Origin of the sequence: Micromonospora sp. NPDC001898, assembly GCF_042891255.1 — a bacterium.
In the GTDB taxonomy this organism is placed as follows: Bacteria; Actinomycetota; Actinomycetes; order Mycobacteriales; family Micromonosporaceae; genus Micromonospora.
Genome location: NZ_JBIATC010000003.1, coordinates 662851 through 684122, shown reverse-complemented (window position 1 = coordinate 684122; position 21272 = coordinate 662851). Strand labels below are relative to the sequence as shown.

At 75.0% G+C, this 21272-nt stretch carries 24 protein-coding genes; 14 read left to right on the top strand and 10 right to left on the bottom strand.

Annotated elements, in window-relative coordinates; translation table 11 throughout:
- Positions 1-36: 36 nt before the first annotated feature.
- The 3 genes from ACFYZF_RS10980 to ACFYZF_RS10970 all read left to right on the top strand — a co-directional run bounded on the left by ACFYZF_RS10980 (position 37) and on the right by ACFYZF_RS10970 (position 2291).
- On the top strand, positions 37-777 hold the full coding sequence (locus tag ACFYZF_RS10980; protein WP_387018262.1) for an ANTAR domain-containing protein: 741 nt from the start codon (positions 37-39) through the stop codon (positions 775-777).
- 144 nt (positions 778-921) lie between these two features.
- Positions 922-1422, top strand: a complete 501-nt coding sequence (locus tag ACFYZF_RS10975) for a DUF2231 domain-containing protein (RefSeq protein WP_387018259.1) — start codon at positions 922-924, stop codon at positions 1420-1422.
- A gap of 107 nt (positions 1423-1529) precedes the next feature.
- Positions 1530-2291: a methyltransferase domain-containing protein gene (locus tag ACFYZF_RS10970; protein WP_387018257.1), complete on the top strand. Its 762-nt coding sequence runs from the start codon at positions 1530-1532 to the stop codon at positions 2289-2291.
- Positions 2292-2897: 606 nt separating this feature from the next.
- On the opposite strand, the gene ACFYZF_RS10965 is transcribed toward ACFYZF_RS10970, so the two are convergent.
- The gene (locus ACFYZF_RS10965) at positions 2898-3821 is read right to left on the bottom strand and encodes a DUF3500 domain-containing protein (RefSeq protein ID WP_387018427.1); all 924 of its coding nucleotides are present in this window, start codon (positions 3819-3821) and stop codon (positions 2898-2900) included.
- A 59-nt stretch (positions 3822-3880) separates the two neighbouring features.
- Positions 3881-4273 carry an ankyrin repeat domain-containing protein gene (locus tag ACFYZF_RS10960; RefSeq protein WP_387018255.1) on the bottom strand — a complete coding sequence of 131 codons (393 nt, stop codon included), beginning with the start codon at positions 4271-4273 and terminating at the stop codon, positions 3881-3883.
- Positions 4274-4449: 176 nt separating this feature from the next.
- Between ACFYZF_RS10960 and ACFYZF_RS10955 the strand changes: the two genes are divergently transcribed.
- The 7 genes from ACFYZF_RS10955 to ACFYZF_RS10925 all read left to right on the top strand — a co-directional run bounded on the left by ACFYZF_RS10955 (position 4450) and on the right by ACFYZF_RS10925 (position 9389).
- Positions 4450-4911 (top strand): cysteine dioxygenase, encoded by a 462-nt coding sequence (locus ACFYZF_RS10955; protein WP_387018253.1) that lies wholly within the window; start codon positions 4450-4452, stop codon positions 4909-4911.
- Positions 4912-4970: 59 nt separating this feature from the next.
- Positions 4971-5462, top strand: coding sequence for a rhodanese-like domain-containing protein (locus tag ACFYZF_RS10950; protein WP_387018250.1), 492 nt, complete (start codon positions 4971-4973; stop codon positions 5460-5462).
- Positions 5463-5514: 52 nt separating this feature from the next.
- The gene (locus ACFYZF_RS10945) at positions 5515-6201 is read left to right on the top strand and encodes a winged helix-turn-helix domain-containing protein (RefSeq protein WP_387018247.1); all 687 of its coding nucleotides are present in this window, start codon (positions 5515-5517) and stop codon (positions 6199-6201) included.
- Between the two features lie 372 nt (positions 6202-6573).
- Positions 6574-7179, top strand: coding sequence for a winged helix-turn-helix domain-containing protein (locus tag ACFYZF_RS10940; protein WP_387018244.1), 606 nt, complete (start codon positions 6574-6576; stop codon positions 7177-7179).
- Positions 7180-7224: 45 nt separating this feature from the next.
- A complete protein-coding gene (locus ACFYZF_RS10935; RefSeq protein WP_387018241.1) occupies positions 7225-7863 on the top strand; it encodes a uridine kinase in 639 nt (212 codons plus the stop codon).
- Between the two features lie 207 nt (positions 7864-8070).
- Complete coding sequence (locus ACFYZF_RS10930) at positions 8071-8469, top strand: TraR/DksA family transcriptional regulator (RefSeq protein ID WP_387018239.1); 399 nt, start codon at positions 8071-8073, stop codon at positions 8467-8469.
- Between the two features lie 50 nt (positions 8470-8519).
- A complete protein-coding gene (locus ACFYZF_RS10925) occupies positions 8520-9389 on the top strand; it encodes a DUF72 domain-containing protein (protein WP_387018237.1) in 870 nt (289 codons plus the stop codon).
- A 113-nt stretch (positions 9390-9502) separates the two neighbouring features.
- Here the strand turns inward: ACFYZF_RS10925 and ACFYZF_RS10920 are convergent, their stop codons facing one another.
- Complete coding sequence (locus ACFYZF_RS10920; RefSeq protein WP_387018234.1) at positions 9503-9757, bottom strand: hypothetical protein; 255 nt, start codon at positions 9755-9757, stop codon at positions 9503-9505.
- Positions 9758-9904: 147 nt separating this feature from the next.
- Here ACFYZF_RS10920 and ACFYZF_RS10915 point away from each other — a divergent pair, with 147 nt between their 5' ends.
- Positions 9905-10486 carry a hypothetical protein gene (locus tag ACFYZF_RS10915; RefSeq protein ID WP_387018231.1) on the top strand — a complete coding sequence of 194 codons (582 nt, stop codon included), beginning with the start codon at positions 9905-9907 and terminating at the stop codon, positions 10484-10486.
- A gap of 87 nt (positions 10487-10573) precedes the next feature.
- On the opposite strand, the gene ACFYZF_RS10910 is transcribed toward ACFYZF_RS10915, so the two are convergent.
- The 4 genes from ACFYZF_RS10910 to ACFYZF_RS10895 are packed head-to-tail and all read right to left on the bottom strand — an operon-like array spanning position 10574 to position 14033.
- Entirely contained in the window at positions 10574-11284 is a 711-nt protein-coding gene (locus tag ACFYZF_RS10910; RefSeq protein ID WP_387018228.1) for an ABC transporter permease subunit, read from the bottom strand.
- Between the two features lie 4 nt (positions 11285-11288).
- Entirely contained in the window at positions 11289-12248 is a 960-nt protein-coding gene (locus ACFYZF_RS10905; RefSeq protein ID WP_387018226.1) for an ABC transporter ATP-binding protein, read from the bottom strand.
- Positions 12245-13126 carry an ABC transporter permease gene (locus ACFYZF_RS10900; protein ID WP_387018223.1) on the bottom strand — a complete coding sequence of 294 codons (882 nt, stop codon included), beginning with the start codon at positions 13124-13126 and terminating at the stop codon, positions 12245-12247. The genes ACFYZF_RS10905 and ACFYZF_RS10900 overlap by 4 nt, the downstream gene beginning before the upstream one ends.
- A complete protein-coding gene (locus ACFYZF_RS10895; protein WP_387018221.1) occupies positions 13119-14033 on the bottom strand; it encodes an ABC transporter ATP-binding protein in 915 nt (304 codons plus the stop codon). The genes ACFYZF_RS10900 and ACFYZF_RS10895 overlap by 8 nt, the downstream gene beginning before the upstream one ends.
- Positions 14034-14522: 489 nt before the next feature.
- Between ACFYZF_RS10895 and ACFYZF_RS10890 the strand changes: the two genes are divergently transcribed.
- From ACFYZF_RS10890 to ACFYZF_RS10880, 3 genes are all read left to right on the top strand, one after another.
- Entirely contained in the window at positions 14523-14951 is a 429-nt protein-coding gene (locus ACFYZF_RS10890; RefSeq protein ID WP_387018218.1) for a DUF2267 domain-containing protein, read from the top strand.
- A gap of 204 nt (positions 14952-15155) precedes the next feature.
- On the top strand, positions 15156-15458 hold the full coding sequence (locus tag ACFYZF_RS10885) for a hypothetical protein (protein WP_387018216.1): 303 nt from the start codon (positions 15156-15158) through the stop codon (positions 15456-15458).
- 9 nt (positions 15459-15467) lie between these two features.
- Positions 15468-16796 carry a cupin domain-containing protein gene (locus tag ACFYZF_RS10880; protein WP_387018213.1) on the top strand — a complete coding sequence of 443 codons (1329 nt, stop codon included), beginning with the start codon at positions 15468-15470 and terminating at the stop codon, positions 16794-16796.
- Between the two features lie 85 nt (positions 16797-16881).
- On the opposite strand, the gene ACFYZF_RS10875 is transcribed toward ACFYZF_RS10880, so the two are convergent.
- Genes ACFYZF_RS10875 through ACFYZF_RS10865 form a run of 3 tightly spaced genes read right to left on the bottom strand, consistent with a single transcriptional unit; the run spans position 16882 to position 21270 of the window.
- Positions 16882-17547, bottom strand: a complete 666-nt coding sequence (locus ACFYZF_RS10875) for a hypothetical protein (protein WP_387018210.1) — start codon at positions 17545-17547, stop codon at positions 16882-16884.
- On the bottom strand, positions 17544-20231 hold the full coding sequence (locus tag ACFYZF_RS10870) for an FtsK/SpoIIIE domain-containing protein (RefSeq protein ID WP_387018207.1): 2688 nt from the start codon (positions 20229-20231) through the stop codon (positions 17544-17546). The genes ACFYZF_RS10875 and ACFYZF_RS10870 overlap by 4 nt, the downstream gene beginning before the upstream one ends.
- A complete protein-coding gene (locus ACFYZF_RS10865; protein WP_387018204.1) occupies positions 20224-21270 on the bottom strand; it encodes a hypothetical protein in 1047 nt (348 codons plus the stop codon). Before ACFYZF_RS10865 ends, ACFYZF_RS10870 begins: the two co-directional genes overlap by 8 nt.
- Positions 21271-21272 lie beyond the last annotated feature (2 nt).

The following is a 21272-nucleotide window of genomic DNA, read 5'->3' as shown; positions in this document are numbered from 1 at the left end:
GTCACCGGCCGGCCCCGCGCTGGGGGCGGGGGCCCGGTGAACCTGGAGACGCAGGCACCCGACACCCAGACCCTGAGCGTCCTGGAGACCGCGGCGCTGCTGCGGGAGCTGACCGCCGGTCTCATCGTCGTGACCGATTTCGACGAGGCGCTGACCCGCCTGGTCCGGATCGCCCGCGCCGCCGTCGCCGGGGTCACCTGGTGCGGCTTCACCGCCCTGCGGGCCGGGGAGCCGGCGGGGGTGGCCGCCTCCGACCCGGCCCTGGCCGGCCTGGACGACCTGCGCCCCGGCCCCGACTCGCCGGCGATGAGCGCCATCCACCGCCGCGAGATGATCCTCTCGGAGGACCTGGTCCGGGAGTCCCGCTGGCCGGCCTGGACGGCCCAGGCCCGCGACCTCGGGGTACGCGGGGTGATCTCCGCTCCCGTCGACGTCGACGAGCAGGTCATCGGCGCGATCAACCTGTACGCCTCGGCGTCCGCGGTGCTGACCACCCGGCACCAGCTCACCGCGATGCTGCTCGCCGAGCACGCCGGGCTGCTGCTGGCGGCGGTGCGGGACCGGGAGCGGCGGGCCGCCCAGGCCGACGCGCTGGACGCCGCGCAACTCGCCGACGGGGTGGTCGGGCAGGCGACCGGAGTGATCATGACCCAGCGGGGCTGCTCCGCCCCGGAGGCGCTCCAGGTGCTGCGCAGCGCCGCGCTGTCACTGGGCATCCCGGTACGGGAGGTCGCCGAGCGCCTCGTGACCACGGTCTCCCGCCCCCGGGAGAACTGACCCACCCCCGGTCCGCTCGACGGCGGTCAGCAGGCCCCACGGTGTCCGATGTGCGTCCCGCCCCGGTCGGCCCGTCGTTTCCCTTCCGCAGTCCGGGGGTAGCACCCTGGAACCGGTGAGCTGAGACGACCAGGGGAGACCACGATGGAGAGCCGGCTGCGAGTGCACGGGCACCCGATCCAACCGATGCTGGTGACGTTCCCGTTCGGGCTCTTCGTCAGCGCCACGGTCTTCGACCTGGCCGACGTGGCCGGGGGCCCGGCGTTCCTCGGGGAGGTCGGCTACTGGACGTCGGTCGCCGCGCTGGTCGCCGCAGGACTGTCCACCGTGGCCGGCATGGTCGACCTGTGGGACGCCACCGGCGGCCGGACCCACCGCACCAAGATTACGTTCAACCTGGTCAACGTCATGATGGCCGCGTTGTTCCTGCTGACCTGCCTGATCCGGTCGCACTCGCCGCAGCGCGGCGCGACCGGCGCGATGCTCGCCGCCGAACTGGTCGCGCTCGGCGTGGGCGGGGTCGGCGTGTGGCTCGGTGCCCGCCTGATGCGCCAGTTCGAGTCATCCCGCGCCGAGGCGGACACCCTCGACGCGTTGGGCGGAGTGGCCGGCCCGACCGTGGAGATCGCCCGCCCCCGCGCCTGAGCCCCGCCGGCCGTCCACCGCCGGCGGGTGTTGGCGGGTGGTGTCGTCGGGTGGCGGCCGGGGCGAATCGGGTTGCTCCATCGTCCGGCGGCGGCCAGGCTGGCCGGATGAGCGGGCGAGGGAGCTTCGAGCAACTGCTGGCCGAGGGCGCGGCCGTGCCCGTGCGGGGCTGGGACTTCTCCTGGCTGAACGACCGCGCCTCCGAGGAGCGGCCGCCCTGGGGCTACGCCCGGCTGGTCGCCGACCGGATGGCGCGGGCCGACGCGGCGCTGGACGTGGACACCGGCGGCGGCGAGGTGCTCGCCGAGGTGCCGCACCCGCCCCGGGTGCTGCTGGCCACCGAGGCGTGGCCGCCCAACGTCGAGGTGGCCCGGCACACGTTGGGCCCGGTCGGCGCGACGGTCCTGTGGGTCGCCGGGAGCGGCGAGCTGCCGGTGCGGGACGCCACGCTGGACCTGGTGGTCAGCCGCCACCCGGTGAGCACCCGCTGGGACGAGGTCGCCCGGGTGCTGCGGCCGGGCGGGACGTTCCTGTCCCAGCAGATCCGGGGCGGCACCGTACGGGAGCTGAGCGAGGCACTGCTCGGCCCGCTGCCCCCGCCCGTGCGCCAGTTGCCCGAGCAGGCCGTGGCCGCCGCGGAGGCAGCGGGGCTGACGGTGGTCGACCTGCGCGAGGCGACCTTGCGCACGGTGTTCCACGACATCGCCGCAGTGGTCTACTTTCTGCGCAAGGTGGTCTGGACGGTGCCAGGGTTCACCGTCGCGCGGTACCGCCCGCAGCTCGCCCGCCTGCACGACCGGATCGAGCGCGAGGGCCCGTTCGTCGCCCACGCCGGGCGGTTCCTGATCGAGGCGGTCCGGCCCGCCTGACGCCCCCGCCGTTTCCCCGCCTCCGCTCCGCCCCCGTCACAGTTCCCCCGCCCCGTCCCCGTCCGTCCCACCGCCCTTTTCTGTTCGCCCGGCACCGCCAGTCCTGCTGTCATCGCCCGTTCTACTGCCACCGCCCGGTTGTGCCGTCACACCCCGGGCCTGCCACTGTTCCTTGTCCGCCGATGCTCGATCGTGCCGCCACCGCCCGGCCGCCCAGTGTCTCCGTTGGCCCCTATGGAGCTGCCCCGTGCGTGCTACCGCCGACCCGGTAGCGCAGACGGGGCAGCTCCAAAGGGACTGTTGGGCGTCCCCGCCCACGAGGCCCTCCACGATGATCGCCCGCCGCCCGCCGCCCGCCGCCCGCCGCCCGCCCGCAGGCCCGCCTGCCCGCCTGCAGGCCCGTCGCCCGCCTGCCTGCGCGCCCGCCGTCCGCCCGCCCAGCCGGGTCGCGCGACCGCCGTCACCAACTGCGGCCTTCGTTGCCCAAGCGCCATCGAGCTATCGAGCGCCGTCGGGCGCCGTGGGGGCGGGCATGCGTGCCGTCGGGCCACGTGCTGACCGTCTGAGCGGGGTCGGCGGCCTCGGGCCGGGGCCCCGGTCATCCGTTCAGCGGTGTGCCTCCGCGTGGTGCGCGGCGAGCACGTCCGCGCCGAAGTCGCTGGCCGGGCGGCGCAGCACGGTGTGCGCGTGGTTGCCGTCGTCGCTCGTGTTGTCGTACTCGATCAGCAGGTCGTCGCCCTGCACCCGGTAGTAGTGGCGCTGGCCCGGCCGGGTCGGGCCGGCCCAGGCGAAGTGCAGCGGGCCGTCGGTGAGCCGGCCGGCCTCCCGCACGGCGAGTTCCGGCGGCAGCCGGTCGAGGTACACGGCGACGAGTTGGTCGAGCATGGCCCGGCCGGTGGGGCCGAGCCGGTCGGCCGGCACCCCGAGCGGGTTGATCGCCCCCGGCGCGTCCGGTCGGGTGGCGCTGATGATGTCGGCGGGCGCCTCGTCGGCGACGATCGCGGCCGACCGTCCTGCCGGACCGATCGCGTCGAGCAGGGCGCGGGCCAGGTCCTCCTCGACGCCGAGCGGCCGGGACACCGGATGCCCGGCGTGCCGGACGGTGGCCGGGTTCGCGCCCAGGAACACCGGGGCGGGGGAGACCTGGTCGTCGACCACGGTCATGCTCACCGACAGGTGGTGCCCCTCGAACCGCCACGCCCATCGGTCGTCGCGGGCCGGGTCGCCGAAGACCGCCACCCAGTAGTCGCCGCTGTGCCGCCCGCGGCGCCAGCCCTCGGCCCGGTCCAGCACCTCCTCCAACGCGACGACGGCCATCGCCTGCGCGTACGCCGCCGGGCTGAGCCCGGTGGCCAGCAGCCGGTGTGCGGCCTTGCGGCCGGCGCGGTCCAGGTCGGCCAGGCAGACCCCCGGTCGCGGCCGGGGCCGGTACTCCAGCTGTCGCCGGGCGGCATCGTCGAAGGGGTACGCGGCGCGGGCCCGCCCCGCCTCGTCGAGCGCGCCGAGCAGCGCGGCGCAGGCCGTGCGCATCTGTTCGGGTACGGGATCTTCCACCGACCCTGTATACCCCGCCCGGGACCGTCCCGGGGTCAGCGGGCGGTGAGCAGGTCGAGCATCTCCGGCAGGTCGAAGAAGCGTGCGGTGTCCAGCGCGGACGGGCCGCCGTGCTCGGGATCGGCGCCGGCGGTCAGCAGCGCGCGGACCGTGTCGGGGTTCCTCCGGAACACCGCGGCGGCCAGCGCGGTCTGGCCCCGGTCGTTCACCCGGGCGTGGTCGGCGCCGCGGGCCAGCAGGGCCGCCACGGTGTCGGGGTGGTTGTGGTACGCGGCCAGGATCAGCAGCGTGTCGCCCTTGTCGTTGGTCAGGTTGACCGGCAGTCCGGCGTCGACGTTCGCACGCAGCTCCTCGGTGGCCCCACCGCGGGCGAGGTCGAACATGCGGTGGGCGAAGGCGAGGGTCTCCGCGTCCAGGTCGTCGCTCATCCGTCCAGGTTAGCGGCGGGGGCGGCGGGCGGCCTGATGGCTTGCCGAGCCGGCGCCGCGAGGGCCGGACGCGGCGCGAAATGCTGTCCCAGCATTCGGTATTACCTACTAAACCTATAGGGTTTGCATCCTATGCTGTCGGGGCACGCGTCACCGATTCCCCGTGAGGTCCCACCATGGTCACCAGCCGTCGTCCCGAGCCCGACCTGCTCGCCGTCGCCGCCCGGTACGCCGCCGACCCGGCCGGCTGGCCGGTCCCGCTGCACTTCGACCCCGACGAGCGGTGGTACGCCCGGCTCGCCGTCGCCGCCGACCACGAGGTGTGGGCGCTGAGCTGGCTGCCCGGCCAGGGCACCGACCTGCACGACCACGGCGGGTCCTCCGGGGCGTTCCTGGTCGTCGACGGTGTCCTCACCGAGGAGACGGTCAGCGGCGGCCGGCTGCGCCCCCACCGCCTCGCGGCCGGATCCGGCCGACGGTTCGGCGCCCGGCACGTGCACGTGGTGACCAACCGCGGCGACCGACCGGCGGTCAGCGTGCACGTCTACCGGCCCGCGCTGACCCGGATGACCCGCTACCGGTTCGTCGACGGGCGGCTGCGGGTGGCAGAGGTCGCCGAGGCCGGCGTCGCCTGGTGAGATCCCGATTGACCCCGATCGGGCGGACGACCGCCCGCCGTCCCTGGAAGGACCGAGAAATGTCGCACGACCACGCCCAGGACTGTCCCGCCCCCGTGCCGCCCCCCGGCTCCCGGGGCATCGACGAGATCCTCGCCGAGGCCCGGTCCCGACTGTGCCGGCTCGACCCGGAGCAGGCCCACGTGGCGTACCGCGGCGGCGCGCTGCTGGTCGACATCCGGCCGGCCGCGCAGCGCGCCGCGCACGGCACCGTGCCCGGCTCTCTCGCGGTCGAGCGCAACGTGCTGGAGTGGCGCTTCGACCCCCGCTGTCCGGCGCGACTGCCCCAGGCCGTCGGCTACGACCTGCCGGTGTTGGTCCTCTGCCAGGAGGGCTACACCTCCTCGCTCGCCGCCGCCGCGCTCCAGGACATCGGGCTGCACCGCGCCACCGACGTGGTCGGCGGCTTCGCCGCCTGGCGGATCGCCGGTCTGCCCACCCTCGGCCCCACGCCCCCACTCCGTTCCCCGTCCATCGCGTCGCCGGTTACCGCCGGCCGAGCGCACTTCTGACCGCCGCGCCCCACCGGGCGCGGCGGACGGCATCGCCATCCCAGGAGGCACCATGTCCGTCGTCGCCATCTCCCCGCGTCCCCACCCGTCGGGGCGTGCCGACCGCGCCCCGCAGGGCCGACCCGATCGCGCCCCGACGGGGCGGGCCGACCGGCTCCCGCCGACCCAACTCCGGTCCGCGCCGACGCTGACCGTCACCGTCGAGCTCACCCCCGGGCAGCTGACGCCCCGACTCGCCCGGCTCGTCGAGCTGCTGCGGGAACTGGCCGAGTCGGGGGAGGGCACCCTGCTGGCCGGCCCGTCGGAACACCGTCGGGTGGTGGTGGAGCCGGGGGCCCAGGTGGAGCGCGGTCGTCCCGCGCAGGCCGGGCTGGCCCCGGACGGCGGGTCGCCCGGGGCGCGGCCCTTCGCCGTCCCCCCGCCGCCGGAGGACCCGGACGGGGTACGCATCCTGGCCGCGTCCCGGGTGGTGCGGCAGGGCTCGCGGATGATCCCGCTGACCCGCATCGAGTTCGACCTGCTGCACTTCCTGGCCGTGCACCCCCGCCGGGTCTTCACCCGCCTCCAGTTGCTCAGCAACGTCTGGGGTTACGAGCACGCCGTGGCGCGCACCGTGGACGTGCACGTGCGCCGGCTGCGCGCCAAGCTCGGCGACACCACGCCCCTGGTAACCACCGTCTACGGCGTCGGCTACCGGCTTGCCGACGAGGCCCGGATCAGCGTCGACCCCCACCGCTGAGCCGCCTCTGCCGCCCCGATCTCCGGGTCCCCGCTGTCCGCTGTCCCCGCTGTCCCGTGACGGGCGCCCGCGGCGTGCCCGCCACGGGGGTGCGCCGCGTCCGCGTGTCGGACGGCGACGACGTTCTGCCGGGCGTCCCCGCCGCCGAAACGGCGGTGTGGACCCGGCGGGTACCCCCGTATCCCGTCATCGTGATGACTCTGCTGTAATCATCAAACCTCGTACGCAGAGCGAGCATCCGGCTCCGATGTGTTCGTCAATTGTCACATCCATGCAACGCAGCCGACCCTTGACCCTCACCCGGGCGCCGGGAAGCATCGAGGCAGCGGCGTCCCGGGCCGTGGGATACACCCGGACCAGCCAAGGAGGACCATGTCGGTCAGCCCCGCCTCGTCGCGCGCCGGATGGCATACGTCCCAGCCTGTGGTCCCCGGTCGTCCCCCCGGCGGTCAGCGCCGCCCCGCGAACACCACGACGCCCGTGCTCACCGTGACCCTGCACATCCCGCTGGCCGCCGAGGAGACGCTGACCCCGGCGGCCCGCCAGCTGCTCGACGCGGCCCGGGAGATGCTCGAACTGGGCGAGGCCGTCGTCTCCACCAGCCCCGCGCCGGAGCGCCGGCCGGACCAGGCACCCGGCGGGCGGTCGCCGTCCCGCCCGCTGGCCTCGACCGTCCCGGCGCTGCACATCCTGGCGTCGTCCCGGTCGGTGCTGCGCGACGGCGAGCCGCTGCCCCTGACCCGGCTGGAGTTCGACCTCCTGCTGCACCTGGTCGCCCACCCGCGCCGCGTGTTCACCCGGCTGCAACTGCTCAACGCGGTCTGGGGCTACGAGCACGCCGGGGTACGCACCGTCGACGTGCACGTGCGCCGGCTGCGCGGCAAGGTCGGGGTCGACGTGCCGCTGGTGACCACGGTCTACGGCGTCGGCTACCGGCTCGCCGACGACGCCCGGGTCACCATCGACCGCAGCGCCTGACCCGCCCGCCCGGCCGCGCGTCACGCGACCGGGCACCATGGTCGGATGCGGGTACGACCCATCTCCCCCGAGCGGCTCGTCACCGAGTTGACCGAACGGCTCGTCGCCGCCGAGGCGCCCGGCCGGCTCCGGGTCGCCGTGGACGGCGCCCAGGCGGCGGCCCCCGACGTGTTGGCCGACGCGCTGATCGCCCCGCTGCGCGCGCTCGGCCGACCGGTGCTGCACGTGCGGGCCGAGGACTTCCTGCGGCCCGCGTCGGTCCGGCTGGAGTTCGGCCGGACCAACCCCGACGCGTACTACGAGAGCTGGGTCGACGAGCCGGGGCTGCGCCGGGAGGTCCTCGACCCGGCCGGGCCGGGCGGATCCGGGCGGGTGCTGCCCTCGCTCTGGGACGCCCACGCCGACCGGGCCAGCCGGGCCGGGTACGTCACGCTGCCGCCCGACGGGATCGTGCTGCTCAGCGGCGCGCTGCTGCTCGGCGGCGGGCTGCCCGTCGACCTCGCCGTGCACCTGGAGATCTCCCCGGCCGCGCTGGCCCGGCGCACCGACCCCGCGCTGCGCTGGACCCTGCCGGCCTTCGCCCGGTACGCCGAGGAGGTCGCCCCGGCCGGCTTCGCCGACGTGGTGGTCCGCGTCGACGACCCCCGGCACCCCGCCCTGGTGGAGCCGCTGTCTCCCGGCTGACGGCGGGTACCGGACACGGTGGTCGAAGCCCCACCGGGGCGGGAGGTCGGGACGCACGCCCAGGGCCGGGAAAATCGCCGGTTTGACGGCCCGGCAGCGGGGGTAATCGCCCGGCTCACAGGGCGCGGGTGATCTCGCTCGTGCAGATGCAAGCGGGGTCCGGGAACATCCTCCCGGAGCACCAGGCCACACGAAAGGCAGGCAGCGATGCTCGTCCACGACACGGTAGCCACCGCCCGATCCCAGGCGGACGCCGATCAGATCCGGGCGTCCCTGCGGGCACGCTACGACGAGCTCTCCGCGGAGTACGAGCAGGCGATGCTCCAGAGCCAGGTGCTGCGGCTGGTGGAGGTCGGTGACACCGCCGGCGACGACCAGGCCGACAGCGGCACCAAGACGGCCGAGCGGGACACCGCGCAGTCGCTGCTGCGCACGATCCTCGACCGTCGGGCCCAGTTCGAGCACGCCCTGACCCGGCTCGACGAGGGCACGTACGGGTTCTGCGAGGGCTGCACGGTGCCGATCCCTGTGGAGCGGCTGGAGATCTACCCGTCCGCCACCTCCTGCGTGACGTGTAAGCAGAACCGGGAGCGGCGGGCCGCCTGAGCGCGCTGCCGCCGGACTCCGGTCGGATGTGGACGCGGTGAACCCCGACCGTGGGTGAGATCAAGGTGGGCACTGCGTCCTGGACCGACCGGACCCTGCTCGACTCCGGGTGGTACCCCCAGACGGCGGACACCCCGGAGAAGCGGCTGGCGTACTACGCGAAGAAGTTCCCGCTGGTCGAGGTCGACGCCACCTACTACTCGCCGCCGGCCGAGCGCACCGCCCGGCTGTGGGCCGAGCGCACCCCGGCCGGGTTCACCTTCAACGTCAAGGCGTTCAGCCTGCTCACCGGCCACCCGACCCGGGTCTCCGCGCTCTACAAGGACCTGCGGCCGGACACCGACAAGCGCAACGTCTACCCCGGCGACCTGCCCGCGCAGTCGTACGAGGAGGTGTGGACCCGGTTCTTGTCCGCCCTCGACCCGCTGGTCGAGGCGGGCCGGCTGGGCGCGCTGCTGTTCCAGTTCCCGCCCTGGTTCACCATCAAGCGGGACAACAAGCAGTACCTGCTGGAGGTGGCCCGCCGGTGCGCGCCGCTGCGACCCGTGTTCGAGTTCCGGCACGAGTCCTGGTTCGACGGGTCCAACCGCGACGAGACGCTGGGCTTCCTGCGTGAGCACGACCTGGCGTACGTCTGCGTGGACATGCCGCAGGGGCACCGCTCGTCGGTGCCGCCGGTGCTGGAGGCCACCGCCGACCTGGCGGTGGTCCGCTTCCACGGCCACAGCGACAAGTGGACCAGCAAGGACATCCACGAGAAGTTCGGGTACGACTACTCCGACCGGGAGCTGAAGGAGTGGGCGCCCAGGCTGCGGAAGCTGGCCGACCAGGCGGCCGAGACGCACGTCCTCATGAACAACTGCTACCGCGACCACGCCCAGCGCAACGGCCAGCGCCTCCAGTCCCTCCTGGACGCCTGAGGAGCTTTCGGGTGGTTGGAGGGCTTGGCCCCTTGATCGACTCGATGTCGGCGACATCGCGCCTTCACCCATCCCGGACCACCCCACGTCGGTGACATGGAGGGCGATCGGCCTCAGTCCGCCTCGACGCCGCCGGCGCGGAGGATCTGCCTGATTCGCTCACGGGTGTAGCCGGTGGCCCGGACGATGTCCACCTGACGCATGCCGCTGCGGGCCGCCTCGACGATGGCCTCCGCCAGCCGGGACCGCGCTGCGACGATCTCGCCGCGCGCCTCGGTCACCATCCGCTCCGCCTCGGCCTGCGCACTGGACATCGTCGCCTGGGCCTGCTGGTAGGCCTGGGCCGCCGTCGCGAGGTCGTCCGCCACATCGCAATCGTCCCACGGTGGATCTTGGGCCAACTAGCCTGGCGATATCTAGGCCAAGTAATCTTGATTAGATTCGCCTAATGGGGGAGTATGACTTGGCCTGCGGCCTTCGAGTCTGGCCGCCTGTCGTCCTCGGGAGGTCGTCCTGTGAGTGTTCTGCCGCCGCTGCCCGGGTGCGGGGAACCGGCCACCGTCCGGATCGAGGTGTACGGGGGAGACAGCCTCGACGCCGCCGCGTACGCGTGCGCCGAGCACGTGGCCACGTTCGTCGCGACGATCGGGGCCGCCGGGTGGTCCGCCCATCCGGTGTCGCGCGTCCCCGAACTGGGCCGACCCTGCGGGTACGTCTACCGGTACCCGACCGGCGGGTTGGCCGACCCGCCCGGCGACGCCCATCCCCGCTGGTGCGACCGGGACGGCTGCACCGCCCGGCGACGGCACCGCTCGGTGCGCCTCCCGCTGACCCCGCGATCGCCGGAGTCGCCGGCCGCTCCGTTCGCCGGGGAGGCCCGCGCCGACGTGGCGTTGGCGCAGGCGCTCGTGTCCGGGGCGGAGCCGATGCTCGTGCTTGCTGTGGGCGGGGCCGAGCCCGGTGAGCTGATGCTCTCCCTCAACCAGGGGCTGGTGCTGTCGTACCGGCTCCGCCGCCTGCTCGACCTCACCACCGCAACTTTCTCCCGCCGCCCCCACCCCGGTTCTCGCCCGCGCAACCGTCGCGGCTGCCCCTGATCGTCGGGCGCCCACGAAGAGCTGACAGCGATCCGGGCGGCCCCACCCTCTCGGGCCGGGCCGCCCGGACGACCGTCGCGTGCGAGGTCAGCTCGTCTCGCCGGCCATGCTGAACGAGCGGAGCCGGTCGATCGCCAGCACGGTGAAGCCCACGCTGATCAACGCGGCCATCACTGTGGCCACCGGCACCGAGACGCTGGTCTCCAGCAGCTCGGTGGGGGCGATCCGGTCGGCGAGGGCGATCACGTACTGCTGGACGGAGAGCACCTGGGTGCCGCTGACCACGTTGCCGAGCAGCCCCTCCCAGATCAGCACGTAGACCAGGCCGAGCAGCACCGGCCGCCGGGTGACGAGGCTGAGCGCCACGAACAGCGCCGAGTACGCCAGCGCGCCGACCGCCGACGCGGCGGCGAGCGCCAGGCCGAGGCGTACGGAGTCGGCCAGCACGCCCGCCACGAAGAGCGGCACGGCGACGGTGATGGCGGTGACGCCAGCGGCCACCGCCAGCTTCGGCAGCACGATCTGCCAGCGCGGCAGCGGCTTGGTCAGGATGTGCACGATGGTGCCGTCGTCGATCTCGGCCCCCAGCACGCCGGTGCCGACGATCAGCGCGACGACCGGGAGCACCACGGCCAGGCCGAGGCCGACCAGCACCGGCTGGCCCCACTCGCGCGGGTCCACCCCGAGCGACCGGGAGAGCACCGCCAACAGCACCAGCACCGCGGGCAGCGGCAGCAGCAGGAGGAACCGGCGACGCCCGAACAGCCCCCGCAGGGTGATCCAGGAAACGGTAGACATGGGTTCAGGCCTCCACCAGGTAGGAGAAGACGCTCTCCAGGGACTCGTCCTGGGGCACCAGTTGCCGCACCCGGATGCCCTTCCTCAGAGCGATCTTCGGCAGGACGCGGGTGAACGCGCCGTAGTCGCCGGCGCGCACCGTCAACCCGGCGCGGTCCAGCTCGACACCCGTCACCGACGCCTCGGCCATCAGCGCCACGGCGAGCGCCCGGTCGTCGGCGGAGTGCACGGTGAAGACGTGCGGCCGATTGGTCATCAGCCGGCGGATGGTGCGGAAGTCGCCGGAGGCGGCCAGCCGGCCGGCGACCATCACCTGGACGGTACCGGAGACCTGCTCGACCTCCTCCAGGATGTGCGAGCTGAACAGGATGGTGCGGCCGGCGTCGCCGAGACGGTGCAGCAGCTCCATCATGTGCAGCCGCTGCCGCGGGTCCATCCCGTTGAACGGCTCGTCGAGCAGCAGCACCTGCGGCTCGTGCACCAGCGCGGCGGCCACCCGGGCGCGCTGCCGCATGCCCTTGGAGTACGTGCCGATCCGGCGGTCCTGCGCGCCCTCCATCTCCACCAGGGCGATCGCCCGGCGGGCCGCCGCCGCCGGGTCCGGCAACCGGTGCAGCTTCGCGCTGGCCAGCACGAACTCGTACGCGGTGAGGAAGGTGTGCACCGCCTCCCGCTCGCTGACCAGGCCGAGCCGGCGGTAGACCTCGGGGTTGCGCCAGGTGGGTCGGCCGTCCAGGGTCACCACCCCGCGCGACGGGGCCAGGAAGCCCGCCATCATGTGCAGCAGGGTCGTCTTGCCCGCGCCGTTCGGGCCGAGCAACCCGGTGACCCCGGGGCCGAGGCTCATGGTGACGTCGTTGACCGCCACCACGTTGCCGTACCAGCGGGAGACGCCCGCGAGATCGAGGGTGCTGGTGACGGCGGTCGGTGTCCCCGTCGCCTGGTCGGCGCTGATCGTGGTCATCGGGCGGCCACCTTCCGGTATCGCAGCAGCAGCAGGGCGACGCAGCCGGCCACGAGCAGCACGGCGGCGACCGCGTAGACGGGACCGAAGCCGCCGATCGGGACCGCGCCCCGGCCGTCGGGCCCCAGCAGGTCGCCGAGCGCCCAGCTGCCCAGGCCGCCGACCAGCGTCGACGGCGAGGCGAGGAAGGCCAGCTCGTTGACGGCCTGGGAGGGCATGATCGACAGGACGCCGACGATCGGCGTGGTCATCAGGAACACGGCCACGACCCCGCCGGCCGCGAACGCCCGCTTGCCGGTGCAGGAGGCGACCAGCAGCCCGACCGAGGCGAAGACCGCCGCCCACAGCCCGGCGTAGAGCAGGCCCGGCAGCAGGTCGAGCAGCTCGTTCCAGACCCCGCCCATGCCGTCGCCGGTGGTGAAGGCGGCGCCCAGGAACATCACCAGCTGCGGCCCGCCGAGCAGCAACCAGAGCGCGGTCGCCAGCGCCAGCAGCTTGGCCAGCGGGTAGTCCGACCGGGGCAGCGGCCGGGAGAAGTAGAGCGGCAGCACCCCGCTGCGCAGGTCGCGGGAGACCAGCTCGGGCGCGACCACCGCGACGAAGAAGATGACCAGCCAGCTCATGTTGTCGGCGAACTGGGCGTACGTCATCACCACCTCGCCGACCTGGCTGCGTACCGCGGCGAGCCCGGCGGCCACCACGGTGACGATGCCGACCACCAGCCAGGGGAAGATCTTGGCCTTCGCGCTGCGGCCCAGCCCGAACGCCGTCCGCAGACCGTGCAGGTAGAGCGCGCCGAAGACGGCCCGGCGGCCCAGCCGGGGGCCGGTGTAGCGCTGGTAGCCGATGTCGTGGATGACGCCGGTCGGCTCAGGCATGGCTGGGCTCCCTCGTGGCGAAGAGCTCGGCCACCCGGTGCCGACGCTGGTCCAGCCGGTGCAGCGGCAGGTCCAGCTCGGCGACCGCGCCGAGGATCAGGTCGTAGGTGGCGTCGTCGACGAGCTCGACGAGCAGCAGCCGGCCGTCCCGGCGGACCGGCAGGTCGAGCGCGGCCAGCCGCGCGGCCAACTCCTCCGTGCCCTCGCTGACCTCGACGGCGAGCACGTCGGTGGCGGAGGTCATGGCGGAGATGCGGTCGGCGCGCAGCAGCCGCCCGCCGTCGATGGCGACGAGGGTGTCGCAGATCCGTTCCACCTCGCCGAGCAGGTGCGAACAGACCAGCACGGAGATGCCGAACTCGGTGCCGATGCGGTGCACCAGCGCCAACATGGCGTCCCGGCCGGCCGGGTCGAGGCCGTTGGTCGGCTCGTCGAGCAGCAGCAGGTCGGGGTCGTGCACGAGGGCCTGGGCGAGCTTGACCCGCTGCTTCATGCCCGTGGAATAGCCGCCGACCGGGCGGTAGCGCTCCTCGTAGAGCCCGACGTGCCGCAGCGCCTCGGAGGCCCGCTCCCGGGCGACCGTACGCGGCAGGCCGCTGACCCGGCCGAGGTGGGTGACCAGCTCCGCGGCGGAAAGGTCCGGTGGCAGGGCGTCGTGCTCGGGCATGTAGCCGACCCGGGCGCGGACCTGGGCGGAGTCGGTGGTCGGGTCGAGGCCGAGCACCCGGGCCCGGCCGCTGGTCGGGGTGAGGAGGCCGAGCAGAATCTTGATCAGGGTCGACTTGCCGGCGCCGTTCGCACCGACCAGCCCGATGATCCCCGGCTCGACCGCGACGGTCAGGTCGGCCAGGGCCGTGACCCCACCCCCGTACGTCTTGGTCAGCGACTCGGTCGCGATGAGTGTCACGTCGTACAGCGTAGGGAGCGGGGTCTTTCATGGGTGGCGGCCCGCCCCCGGCGGGCCCCTGATCTTTCTGGCCGGGTTCCCCTAGGGTCCGGGGCCGCGCCGACCGTTGTCCACACCCGGATCGGCGCGCAGCTCGCAGACTGGGGCTCGACGCCGAGCACGTCTGCGGAAAGTCACCCGGAGAGGGTGAGGCGGGGTCATCCTCGCCGGGCGCAGCATGGGCGTGTCCGTGGCCGTGTCCGTGGCCGGTCGGCGGGAGACGGGCGCGACGGCGCACACAGGTATGAAAGGTGCGGAGCATGACGGTTCGGAACACGGCGGGTCGGCGGCGTGGCCGCGTGCTGCACGTGGTCGGGTCACCCGGTGGCCCCCGCCTCGTTGGGGCGCGGCCGGGCCGGGTGGGCCTCACCTCGCAGTGGCGGGGCCCGGCCGGGCCGCCGCGACGTGACGACGACCGACGGTGGCACGACGACCTACGGGGGTGGACAGATGGCTGAGCAGTTGATCTCCGCGTTCGAGAGTTCCCTGGACAAGACGAACCTGATCCTCAAGGACATCGAGGCGGCGTACGGCTGGCCGAAGGCGCAACGCAACCAGTCGTACGCGGCGCTGCGCACGGTGCTGCACCTGCTGCGCGACCGGCTGCCGGTGCAGGAGAGCGCGGAGTTCGCCGCGCAGCTCCCGGTGCTGGTGCGCGGCATCTACTTCGAGGGCTGGCGGCCGGAGGACGTGCCGATCAAGCTGAACCGGGACGACTTCCTCTACGAGGTCCGCCAGGGCTTCCCGTACGACGTGGAGGGCGGCCCGGAGCGGGTGGTCCAGGTGGTGCTGGACACCCTGCGCCGGCACGTGACCCAGGGGGAGTGGGAGGACGTCAAGTCCGCCATGCCCCGGGACCTGGGCCGCATGATCCCCTGACCCTCCCGCGCCGGCCGGTCGACCCGACGGGTCGACCGGCCCCGTCGTGCTGACGTCCCGGCTCCGTCGGCCGCGCCGGACGAACCGGCTATGCCGACGGGGTCCGCCGTCTACGGTGTGGTTAGAGAAGATCGAGCGTGGGGTACCACCCGCTGTACGACGGACCCGCCACACGGCGGGGCGGCACTTCCGAGGGAGCACCGAATGGCACTCAACGACGACGACATCCAGACGACCAGCGGCGGCGGCGCTGAGGGTCCGGCCGACGGCGGTGCGACCCCGGGTCAGCACGACGGTGGTGCGGACGGCGGCGCTGAGGGTCCGGCCGACGGCGGTGCGACCCCGGGTCAGCACGACGGTGGTGCGGACGGCGGCGCTGAGGGTCCGGCCGACGGTGGCGCGACCCCGGGTCAGCACGACGGTGGTGCGGACGGCGGCGCTGAGGGTCCGGCCGACGGTGGCGCGACCCCGGGTCAGCACGACGGCGGCGCCGACGGCACGGCCTGACGGAACGTCGTGACGATCATCGACCCGCCGGGCGGCCGCGACCGCCCGGCGGTTCCGTCCGCCGCCACCCGGGAGCTCGGCCGCTGCGCCGACGTCGAGCCGGGCGGGTTCGCCGTCGCCCCGGCGCTCGCCCGCTGCATCGCCGTCGAGCCGGGCAAGTTCGCCGCCGCCCACTGGGGCCGGGCGCCGCTGCTCTCCCGCGCCGCCGAGCTGCCCAACTCCGACGGCTTCACCGACCTGCTCAGCCCCTCCGACGCCGACGAGTTGCTCAGCCGACGCGGCCTGCGTACCCCGTTCCTGCGGATCGCCAAGGACGGCCAGCTCGTGCCGGCGGCGCGTTACACCGGCGGCGGTGGCGCGGGTGCCGAGATCGGCGACCAGGTCCTCGACGAGCGGGTGCTGGAGCTGTACGCCTCCGGCGCCACCCTGGTGCTCCAGGGGCTGCACCGCACCTGGCCCGCCCTGGTCGACTTCGCCCGCGACCTCGGCGCCGCACTCGCCCAGCCGTTGCAGGTCAACGCCTACCTGACCCCGGCCGGCAGCCAGGGATTCGCCACCCACTACGACACCCATGACGTCTTCGTCCTCCAGGTCGACGGGCGCAAGCACTGGCGGATCCACCCCCCGGTGCTGCCCGACCCGCTGGAGCGTCAGCCCTGGGGTGGCCGGGCCGACGAGGTCTCCGCCACCGCCCAGGGCCCCGCCGCGCTCGACGTGGTGCTCGAACCGGGCGACGCGCTCTACCTGCCGCGCGGCTGGCTGCACAGCGCCCAGGCCCAGGAGGCGAGCTCCCTGCACCTGACCGTCGGCATCCGGGCGCTGACCCGGTACGCCATCGTCGAGGAGTTGCTCGCCCTCGCGGCCTCCGACGCCCGGCTGCGCGCCGGCCTGCCGTTCGGCACCGATGTGACCGACCCGTCCGCGATCGAGCCGGAGCTGACCGAGACCGTCGAGGCGCTGCGGGACTGGCTGCTGCGCGCCGACCCGGCCACCGTCGCCGCGCGGCTGCGCGCCCGGGCCTGGCCGGCAGCCCGGCCCGCGCCGATCCGGCCCCTGGCCCAGGCCGCCGCGCTGGCCGCCCTCGACACCGACGCCCGGCTCGCCGTTCGCCCAGGGCTGCGCTGGCAGCTCGAACCGGCCGGGGACGGCAAGGTCGCGCTGCGCCTGTTCGACCGGACGCTCACCCTCCCCGCCCAGTGCGAAGCGGCGCTGCGCGCGCTGCTCACCGGCGCGGTGACCCGGGTCGGCGATCTGCCCGGCCTCGACGATGACGCCGACCGGTTGGTCCTCGCCCGCCGCCTCCTGCGGGAGGCGGTCGCCATCCCCGCCGACCGGTAGGGAAGGGGCCGCACCGCCTGCCCGTTCCGGCCTCGGACGGCCCCCGCGCGTGCAGCAGGCCGTGCACCCCCGCCGGGTGGGCCGCTCAGCGGGTGAGGACCAGCAGCACGCCGGTGGTGACCAGGCCCGCCACCAGGACGACGGTGATCGGTCGGGGCGACAGGATCGCGTGCCGGCGGTCGGCGAGCCGCTTGGCCAGGGCCAGCCCGACCAGCGGGCCGAGCAGGGTCACCACCAGCGCCAGCACCGGCAGTCCCACCGCCAGATCGCCGCCGTTGCGGGCGCCGAGCGCGCGGACGCCCGCGCCGAGGGCGGACATCAGCGCCGCCCCGAGCACGCCGCACAGCGCCAGCAGCGGGTTCGCCGACGTGGGCAGCTCCCCGGGCTGCCGGGTCCGGTCCAGCAGCCCGCGCACCCCGTGCAGCAGCAGCAGCGGGTCGCCCGACGCGTCCCGGGCCGGGCCGGGCGGGTCCCCGACGCGGCGGGCGCCGACGCCCAGCCTGGCCCGTAGCTGCTGCCACAGGTGGGCCGCCTCGGCGTCCACCCGCTCCACCAGTTCGCGCGCGTCGACCGCCTCCTGCTCGGCGTACCGGAGCTGCTCGGTGGCCTCCGCGACGGCCCGCTCGGCGGCGGCGCACTGCTGCTCGTGCCAGGTGTGCGCCTCGGCGCGCTGGGTGCGCACCCGGTCGGTCAGCTCGGCCAGCCGGCGCACCTGCGCCGCGTACGTCTCGCTGATCACCGGTTCGTTCATGCCGACGGTCCGTAGGGGATGATGACCTGGCCGGTGCGGTGTGCCGCCCGGTCGAAGAAGAGCCCCCGCCACGGCCGGGGATACCAGTCGGGGCCCCCGCTGCCCGGGTACAGCGACGAGCCCAGCTCGGCGCCCTGCACGTCGAGGGCCACCCAGGCGCCGATCTGGTCGGTGCGGGCGGCCGGCCCGCCGAGGTCCACCCGCATCCGGGCCACGCCGCGCCACCAGGCCAGCACGTGGGTCCGCCGCTCCGGCCCGTCGTGCAGGATCCGGCGCAGGTGTTCCAGCCCTGTCCGCCCGCCGACCCGCGCGGCCAACTGGCCGGCTGCCGCGTCGACGGCGTACAGCAGCAGGTAGTGCGGGGTGGCCGGGGTGCCCGGCCGGTCCAGCGCCGTTGCCGTCTCGGCCATCAGCTCGGGCACGGTCTCGTCGTCGTACCAGGCGGCGTTGTCGGCGAGGTCGGCGTACAGCTCCCGGGCGGCGGGGTCGGCGTCCGGGTCGAGGCAGGCGATGGAGAACCGGGCCGTGCCGGGGCGGTGCTGGCGGGCCAGCGACCGGGCGGCGGCGTCCAGCACCGCGCACGCCTCGTCGATCCGGGTGCCCAGCACCGCCAGGTTCCGCCCGGGGGCCCGGGGCAGTCGCAGCACCGCCGAGCGGGCCTGCACGTCGATGATCTCCCCGAGCAGCGCGACCGGGCTGCGCGGCGGTCCGTCGTCGCCCTCGGGCGGGTTCAGCGCCCGGAAGTCCGGGGCGTCGCGCAGCCGGGGGATCGCGTCGCCGTCGAACAGCCGGGCCGGCTTCGCGTCCTGCGGGCGCATCCGCCACAGCCGGTGCTGCAACTCGCTCCAGGCGTCCCAGTCGCTGGCCGACGGGATGCGGGCCACCTCGTTGCCCTCCGCCAGCCCCGACTCGGCGTTGATCACGGCGTGGTGCCGGGGCAGCGACTGGGCGGCGTCGTTGCGCTCGGCGAGGATGCGCAGCGCCTTGGGCAGCGCGATGCGCAGGGTGAACTGGGCGACCAGCGCCGGCCGCCCCCACAGTGCCTCGATGCCCCGCACGTCCTGCGAGGCCAGCACCAGGTGGATGCCCTGGGATCGGCCCCGGCGGGCCAGGTCCTCCAGCAGGTCGGCGGCCTCCCGGGCCACCACGTCCCGGCCGGCCAGCAGCGCCTGGAACTCGTCGACCACGGCGACGATCCGGGGCCAGTGCCCGGTCGGGTCCACGGCCCGCAGTTCGGCGAGCTTGGTGACCTCGTGCTTCTTCGCCGCGTCGGCCCGCCGGCGCAGCTCCTCGGCGAGGAAGCGCAGCAGGGCCAGCCCGAACTCCCGGTCGGTGTTGACGTTGATCCCGACCAGCCGCATGTGCGGCAGCCAGCTCGGGTCCCGCCGGCCCTGGGCGAACCGGGCGAAGGACACCCCTTCCTTGAAGTCGAGCAGGTAGAACTCCAGTTCGGCGGGGGAGTACCGGGACGCCAGCGCGCCGATCCAGGCGAAGATCAGGTTGGTCTTGCCGGTGCCCGACGGGCCGCCGATCAGCGCGTGCGGCGGGTAGTCGCCGAGGTTGAGCAGCACCGGGCGGCCGTGCGGGCCCTCGCCGATCGGCGCGGTCAGCCCGGCGGAGGAGTCCTCCCGCCACATCTGCTCCGGCGGCGGCAGCAGGTCGGTGAACGGGGCCGGCGGGGGGCCAGCGTTGATCCGGGCGGCGACCTGCCGGCAGGTCTCGGTGACCAGCGCGGCCGGTGGCGGCGGGTCCAGGGTCACCGGCAGGCCGGGCGGCCCGCCCACCCGGGCACCGTCCGGGCCCACCACGACCCGGGTCACCGTGGGGTCGTCGGGCACCGGGACGCCCCGCACCACCAGGTGCACCCCGCACGCCGCGCCGGTGCGGACCACCCGGTCGAGCTGGCCGCGTTCGTGCCGGGACAGCTCGTCGCCGCCGAGCAGCACCGCCACCCGCCACGGCTCCGGGCGACGGTTGGTCGCACCGGCCAGTTCGCGCAGCGAGCGGTACTCGCCGGCCAGCACCGTCTCGTTGATCCGGCGGATCTGCTCCACCAGGTCGTCCAGCAGCCGGCCCAGCCCGCCCGGCCCGACGAAGGTGAGCTGTCCGGCCGTGCCCAGCGGGGCGAACCCGGCCAAGCCTCCGCCGAGGTGCTCAGGGTCGTACCCGAACAGCCGTACCGCGCCCGGGTCGGCCCGGCCCAGGCTGCGCAGCAGCAGCGCCGGCACGACGGAGGCCCCGCCGTCGGCGTCGGCCCCGGTCAGGTGCACGTGCCCGGCGTCGAGCAGCGGCACCAGCGCCGGCACCGGCTCCGCGCCGGGGATGCGGACGGTGCCGACCCGGACCGCGCCGGGCGGCTCGCCGCGCCCGGCCGGCGTGACGGTCCACCGCGTCCAGTCGGCGGAGGCCGCGCCCGGGGCCTCCAGGCGGGCGGCGTCCACGGCCCGGCGGGCCAGCTCGGCGATCCGGGCGGCATGCTGGGCGTCGATCTCGGCCAGCCGCCGGTCCCGCTGGGCCCCCACCCTTGCGGGCACGGCCGCGGCGGCGCGCTCGACCCGGATCAGCCGGTCCCGGGCGGCGGTGAGTTCGGCGTCGGCGGCGGCGAGCCGGCCCCGGGTGGCGCCCAGCGCCTCGGAGAGCATGCCGCGCACCCGGGTCACCAGTTGGGTCCGCCGGTCAGCCATCGGAGTCCCGGCGGGCGGCGTTTCCGGCGGGCGGCGCGGGCGGCGCGGGCGGGCGGCCCTGGGCGGCCCGGTCCCGGGCCGCGCGCTCCCGGTCGGCGCGCTCCTGCGTCGCCTGGTCCCAGGCGTCCCGCTCGGCCTCACGGCGCTTCTCCCGGGCGGGCTCGCCGGCCGGGTCGGGCTGCCCTGGGTCGCGGGGTAGATCCTTGCCGAGGCGGGCCAGCAGCACGGCGGTCGCCACGCCGGCGGTGACCGCAGGGTCGGCGGCGTGCGGCTGCTCCTCGCCGCTGCCGCGCTGCGGCGGGGGCATCCGGCAGATTCTGGTCAGCAGCGTCTCCAGCGCCGGTGGGGGCAGCCCGGGGAGCAGGTCGCGGACCCGACCCTCCAGCTCCCTGCGCAGCCGGGTCAGGTCGTCGGCGCGGGGCGGATGGCCGAGCAGCTCGCCGGCCAGCTCGCGCAGCATCGGCGGGGCGACCGCGGCCAGGCCGAGGCCGACGTCGGCGTGCGCGCCGCGCAGCTCCCGGTGCAGCCGGTCCCGGTCGCCGGAACGGACCCCGTCGAGCACCCGGCTCAGCAGCTCGCGGGAGTCGCCGACCTTCTCGTCCGGCGTGTCCGGCGCGCCCTCCCGGCCCCCGGTCAGCTCCGCCACCCGCACCGCCCACCAGCGGCGCAGCACCGGGTTGTCGTCCTGGGCGGGCGGCGGCTGCTCCCCGGCGGCGGGCGGCCCGTCGCGCGGCGCGTCGTGCACCTGCCGGTCGCCGGCCGGGCGGGCCGCGGGGGCGCCGTCGGGGGCCAGCCCGATCGCCGCCAGGTACGCCGACAGCTGCTCCTGCGCGACCCGCAGCGCGTGCCCGGCCGACTCGGTGTGCTCGGTGGCGGCGGACAGCTCGGGCACCCCCATCGGGTTGGCCGACTCCTGCCGCACCCAGCGCAGCCGCTCGGTGGCCTGGCCGAACTTCTCCAGCGCCAGGGCGAGCTGGGCGAGCGGCAGGTCCTCGGCGGCTGCCCGCACCTGCGCCCCGACGTCCTCGATGATGGACATGC

Excerpts from the sequence above, each read along its gene's own strand:
- ACFYZF_RS10870 (WP_387018207.1), bottom strand. The coding sequence starts at position 20,231 with ATGGCTGACCGGCGGACCCAACTGGTGACCCGGGTGCGCGGCATGCTC.
- ACFYZF_RS10935 (WP_387018241.1), top strand. The coding sequence starts at position 7,225 with ATGCGGGTACGACCCATCTCCCCCGAGCGGCTCGTCACCGAGTTGACC.
- ACFYZF_RS10910 (WP_387018228.1), bottom strand. The coding sequence starts at position 11,284 with ATGTCTACCGTTTCCTGGATCACCCTGCGGGGGCTGTTCGGGCGTCGC.
- ACFYZF_RS10905 (WP_387018226.1), bottom strand. The coding sequence starts at position 12,248 with ATGACCACGATCAGCGCCGACCAGGCGACGGGGACACCGACCGCCGTC.
- ACFYZF_RS10890 (WP_387018218.1), top strand. The coding sequence starts at position 14,523 with ATGGCTGAGCAGTTGATCTCCGCGTTCGAGAGTTCCCTGGACAAGACG.
- ACFYZF_RS10975 (WP_387018259.1), top strand. The coding sequence starts at position 922 with ATGGAGAGCCGGCTGCGAGTGCACGGGCACCCGATCCAACCGATGCTG.
- ACFYZF_RS10955 (WP_387018253.1), top strand. The coding sequence starts at position 4,450 with ATGGTCACCAGCCGTCGTCCCGAGCCCGACCTGCTCGCCGTCGCCGCC.
- ACFYZF_RS10960 (WP_387018255.1), bottom strand. The coding sequence starts at position 4,273 with ATGAGCGACGACCTGGACGCGGAGACCCTCGCCTTCGCCCACCGCATG.
- ACFYZF_RS10945 (WP_387018247.1), top strand. The coding sequence starts at position 5,515 with ATGTCCGTCGTCGCCATCTCCCCGCGTCCCCACCCGTCGGGGCGTGCC.
- ACFYZF_RS10885 (WP_387018216.1), top strand. The coding sequence starts at position 15,156 with ATGGCACTCAACGACGACGACATCCAGACGACCAGCGGCGGCGGCGCT.
- ACFYZF_RS10875 (WP_387018210.1), bottom strand. The coding sequence starts at position 17,547 with ATGAACGAACCGGTGATCAGCGAGACGTACGCGGCGCAGGTGCGCCGG.
- ACFYZF_RS10950 (WP_387018250.1), top strand. The coding sequence starts at position 4,971 with ATGTCGCACGACCACGCCCAGGACTGTCCCGCCCCCGTGCCGCCCCCC.
- ACFYZF_RS10970 (WP_387018257.1), top strand. The coding sequence starts at position 1,530 with ATGAGCGGGCGAGGGAGCTTCGAGCAACTGCTGGCCGAGGGCGCGGCC.
- ACFYZF_RS10900 (WP_387018223.1), bottom strand. The coding sequence starts at position 13,126 with ATGCCTGAGCCGACCGGCGTCATCCACGACATCGGCTACCAGCGCTAC.
- ACFYZF_RS10940 (WP_387018244.1), top strand. The coding sequence starts at position 6,574 with ATGTCGGTCAGCCCCGCCTCGTCGCGCGCCGGATGGCATACGTCCCAG.
- ACFYZF_RS10865 (WP_387018204.1), bottom strand. The coding sequence starts at position 21,270 with ATGTCCATCATCGAGGACGTCGGGGCGCAGGTGCGGGCAGCCGCCGAG.
- ACFYZF_RS10965 (WP_387018427.1), bottom strand. The coding sequence starts at position 3,821 with ATGCGCACGGCCTGCGCCGCGCTGCTCGGCGCGCTCGACGAGGCGGGG.
- ACFYZF_RS10930 (WP_387018239.1), top strand. The coding sequence starts at position 8,071 with ATGCTCGTCCACGACACGGTAGCCACCGCCCGATCCCAGGCGGACGCC.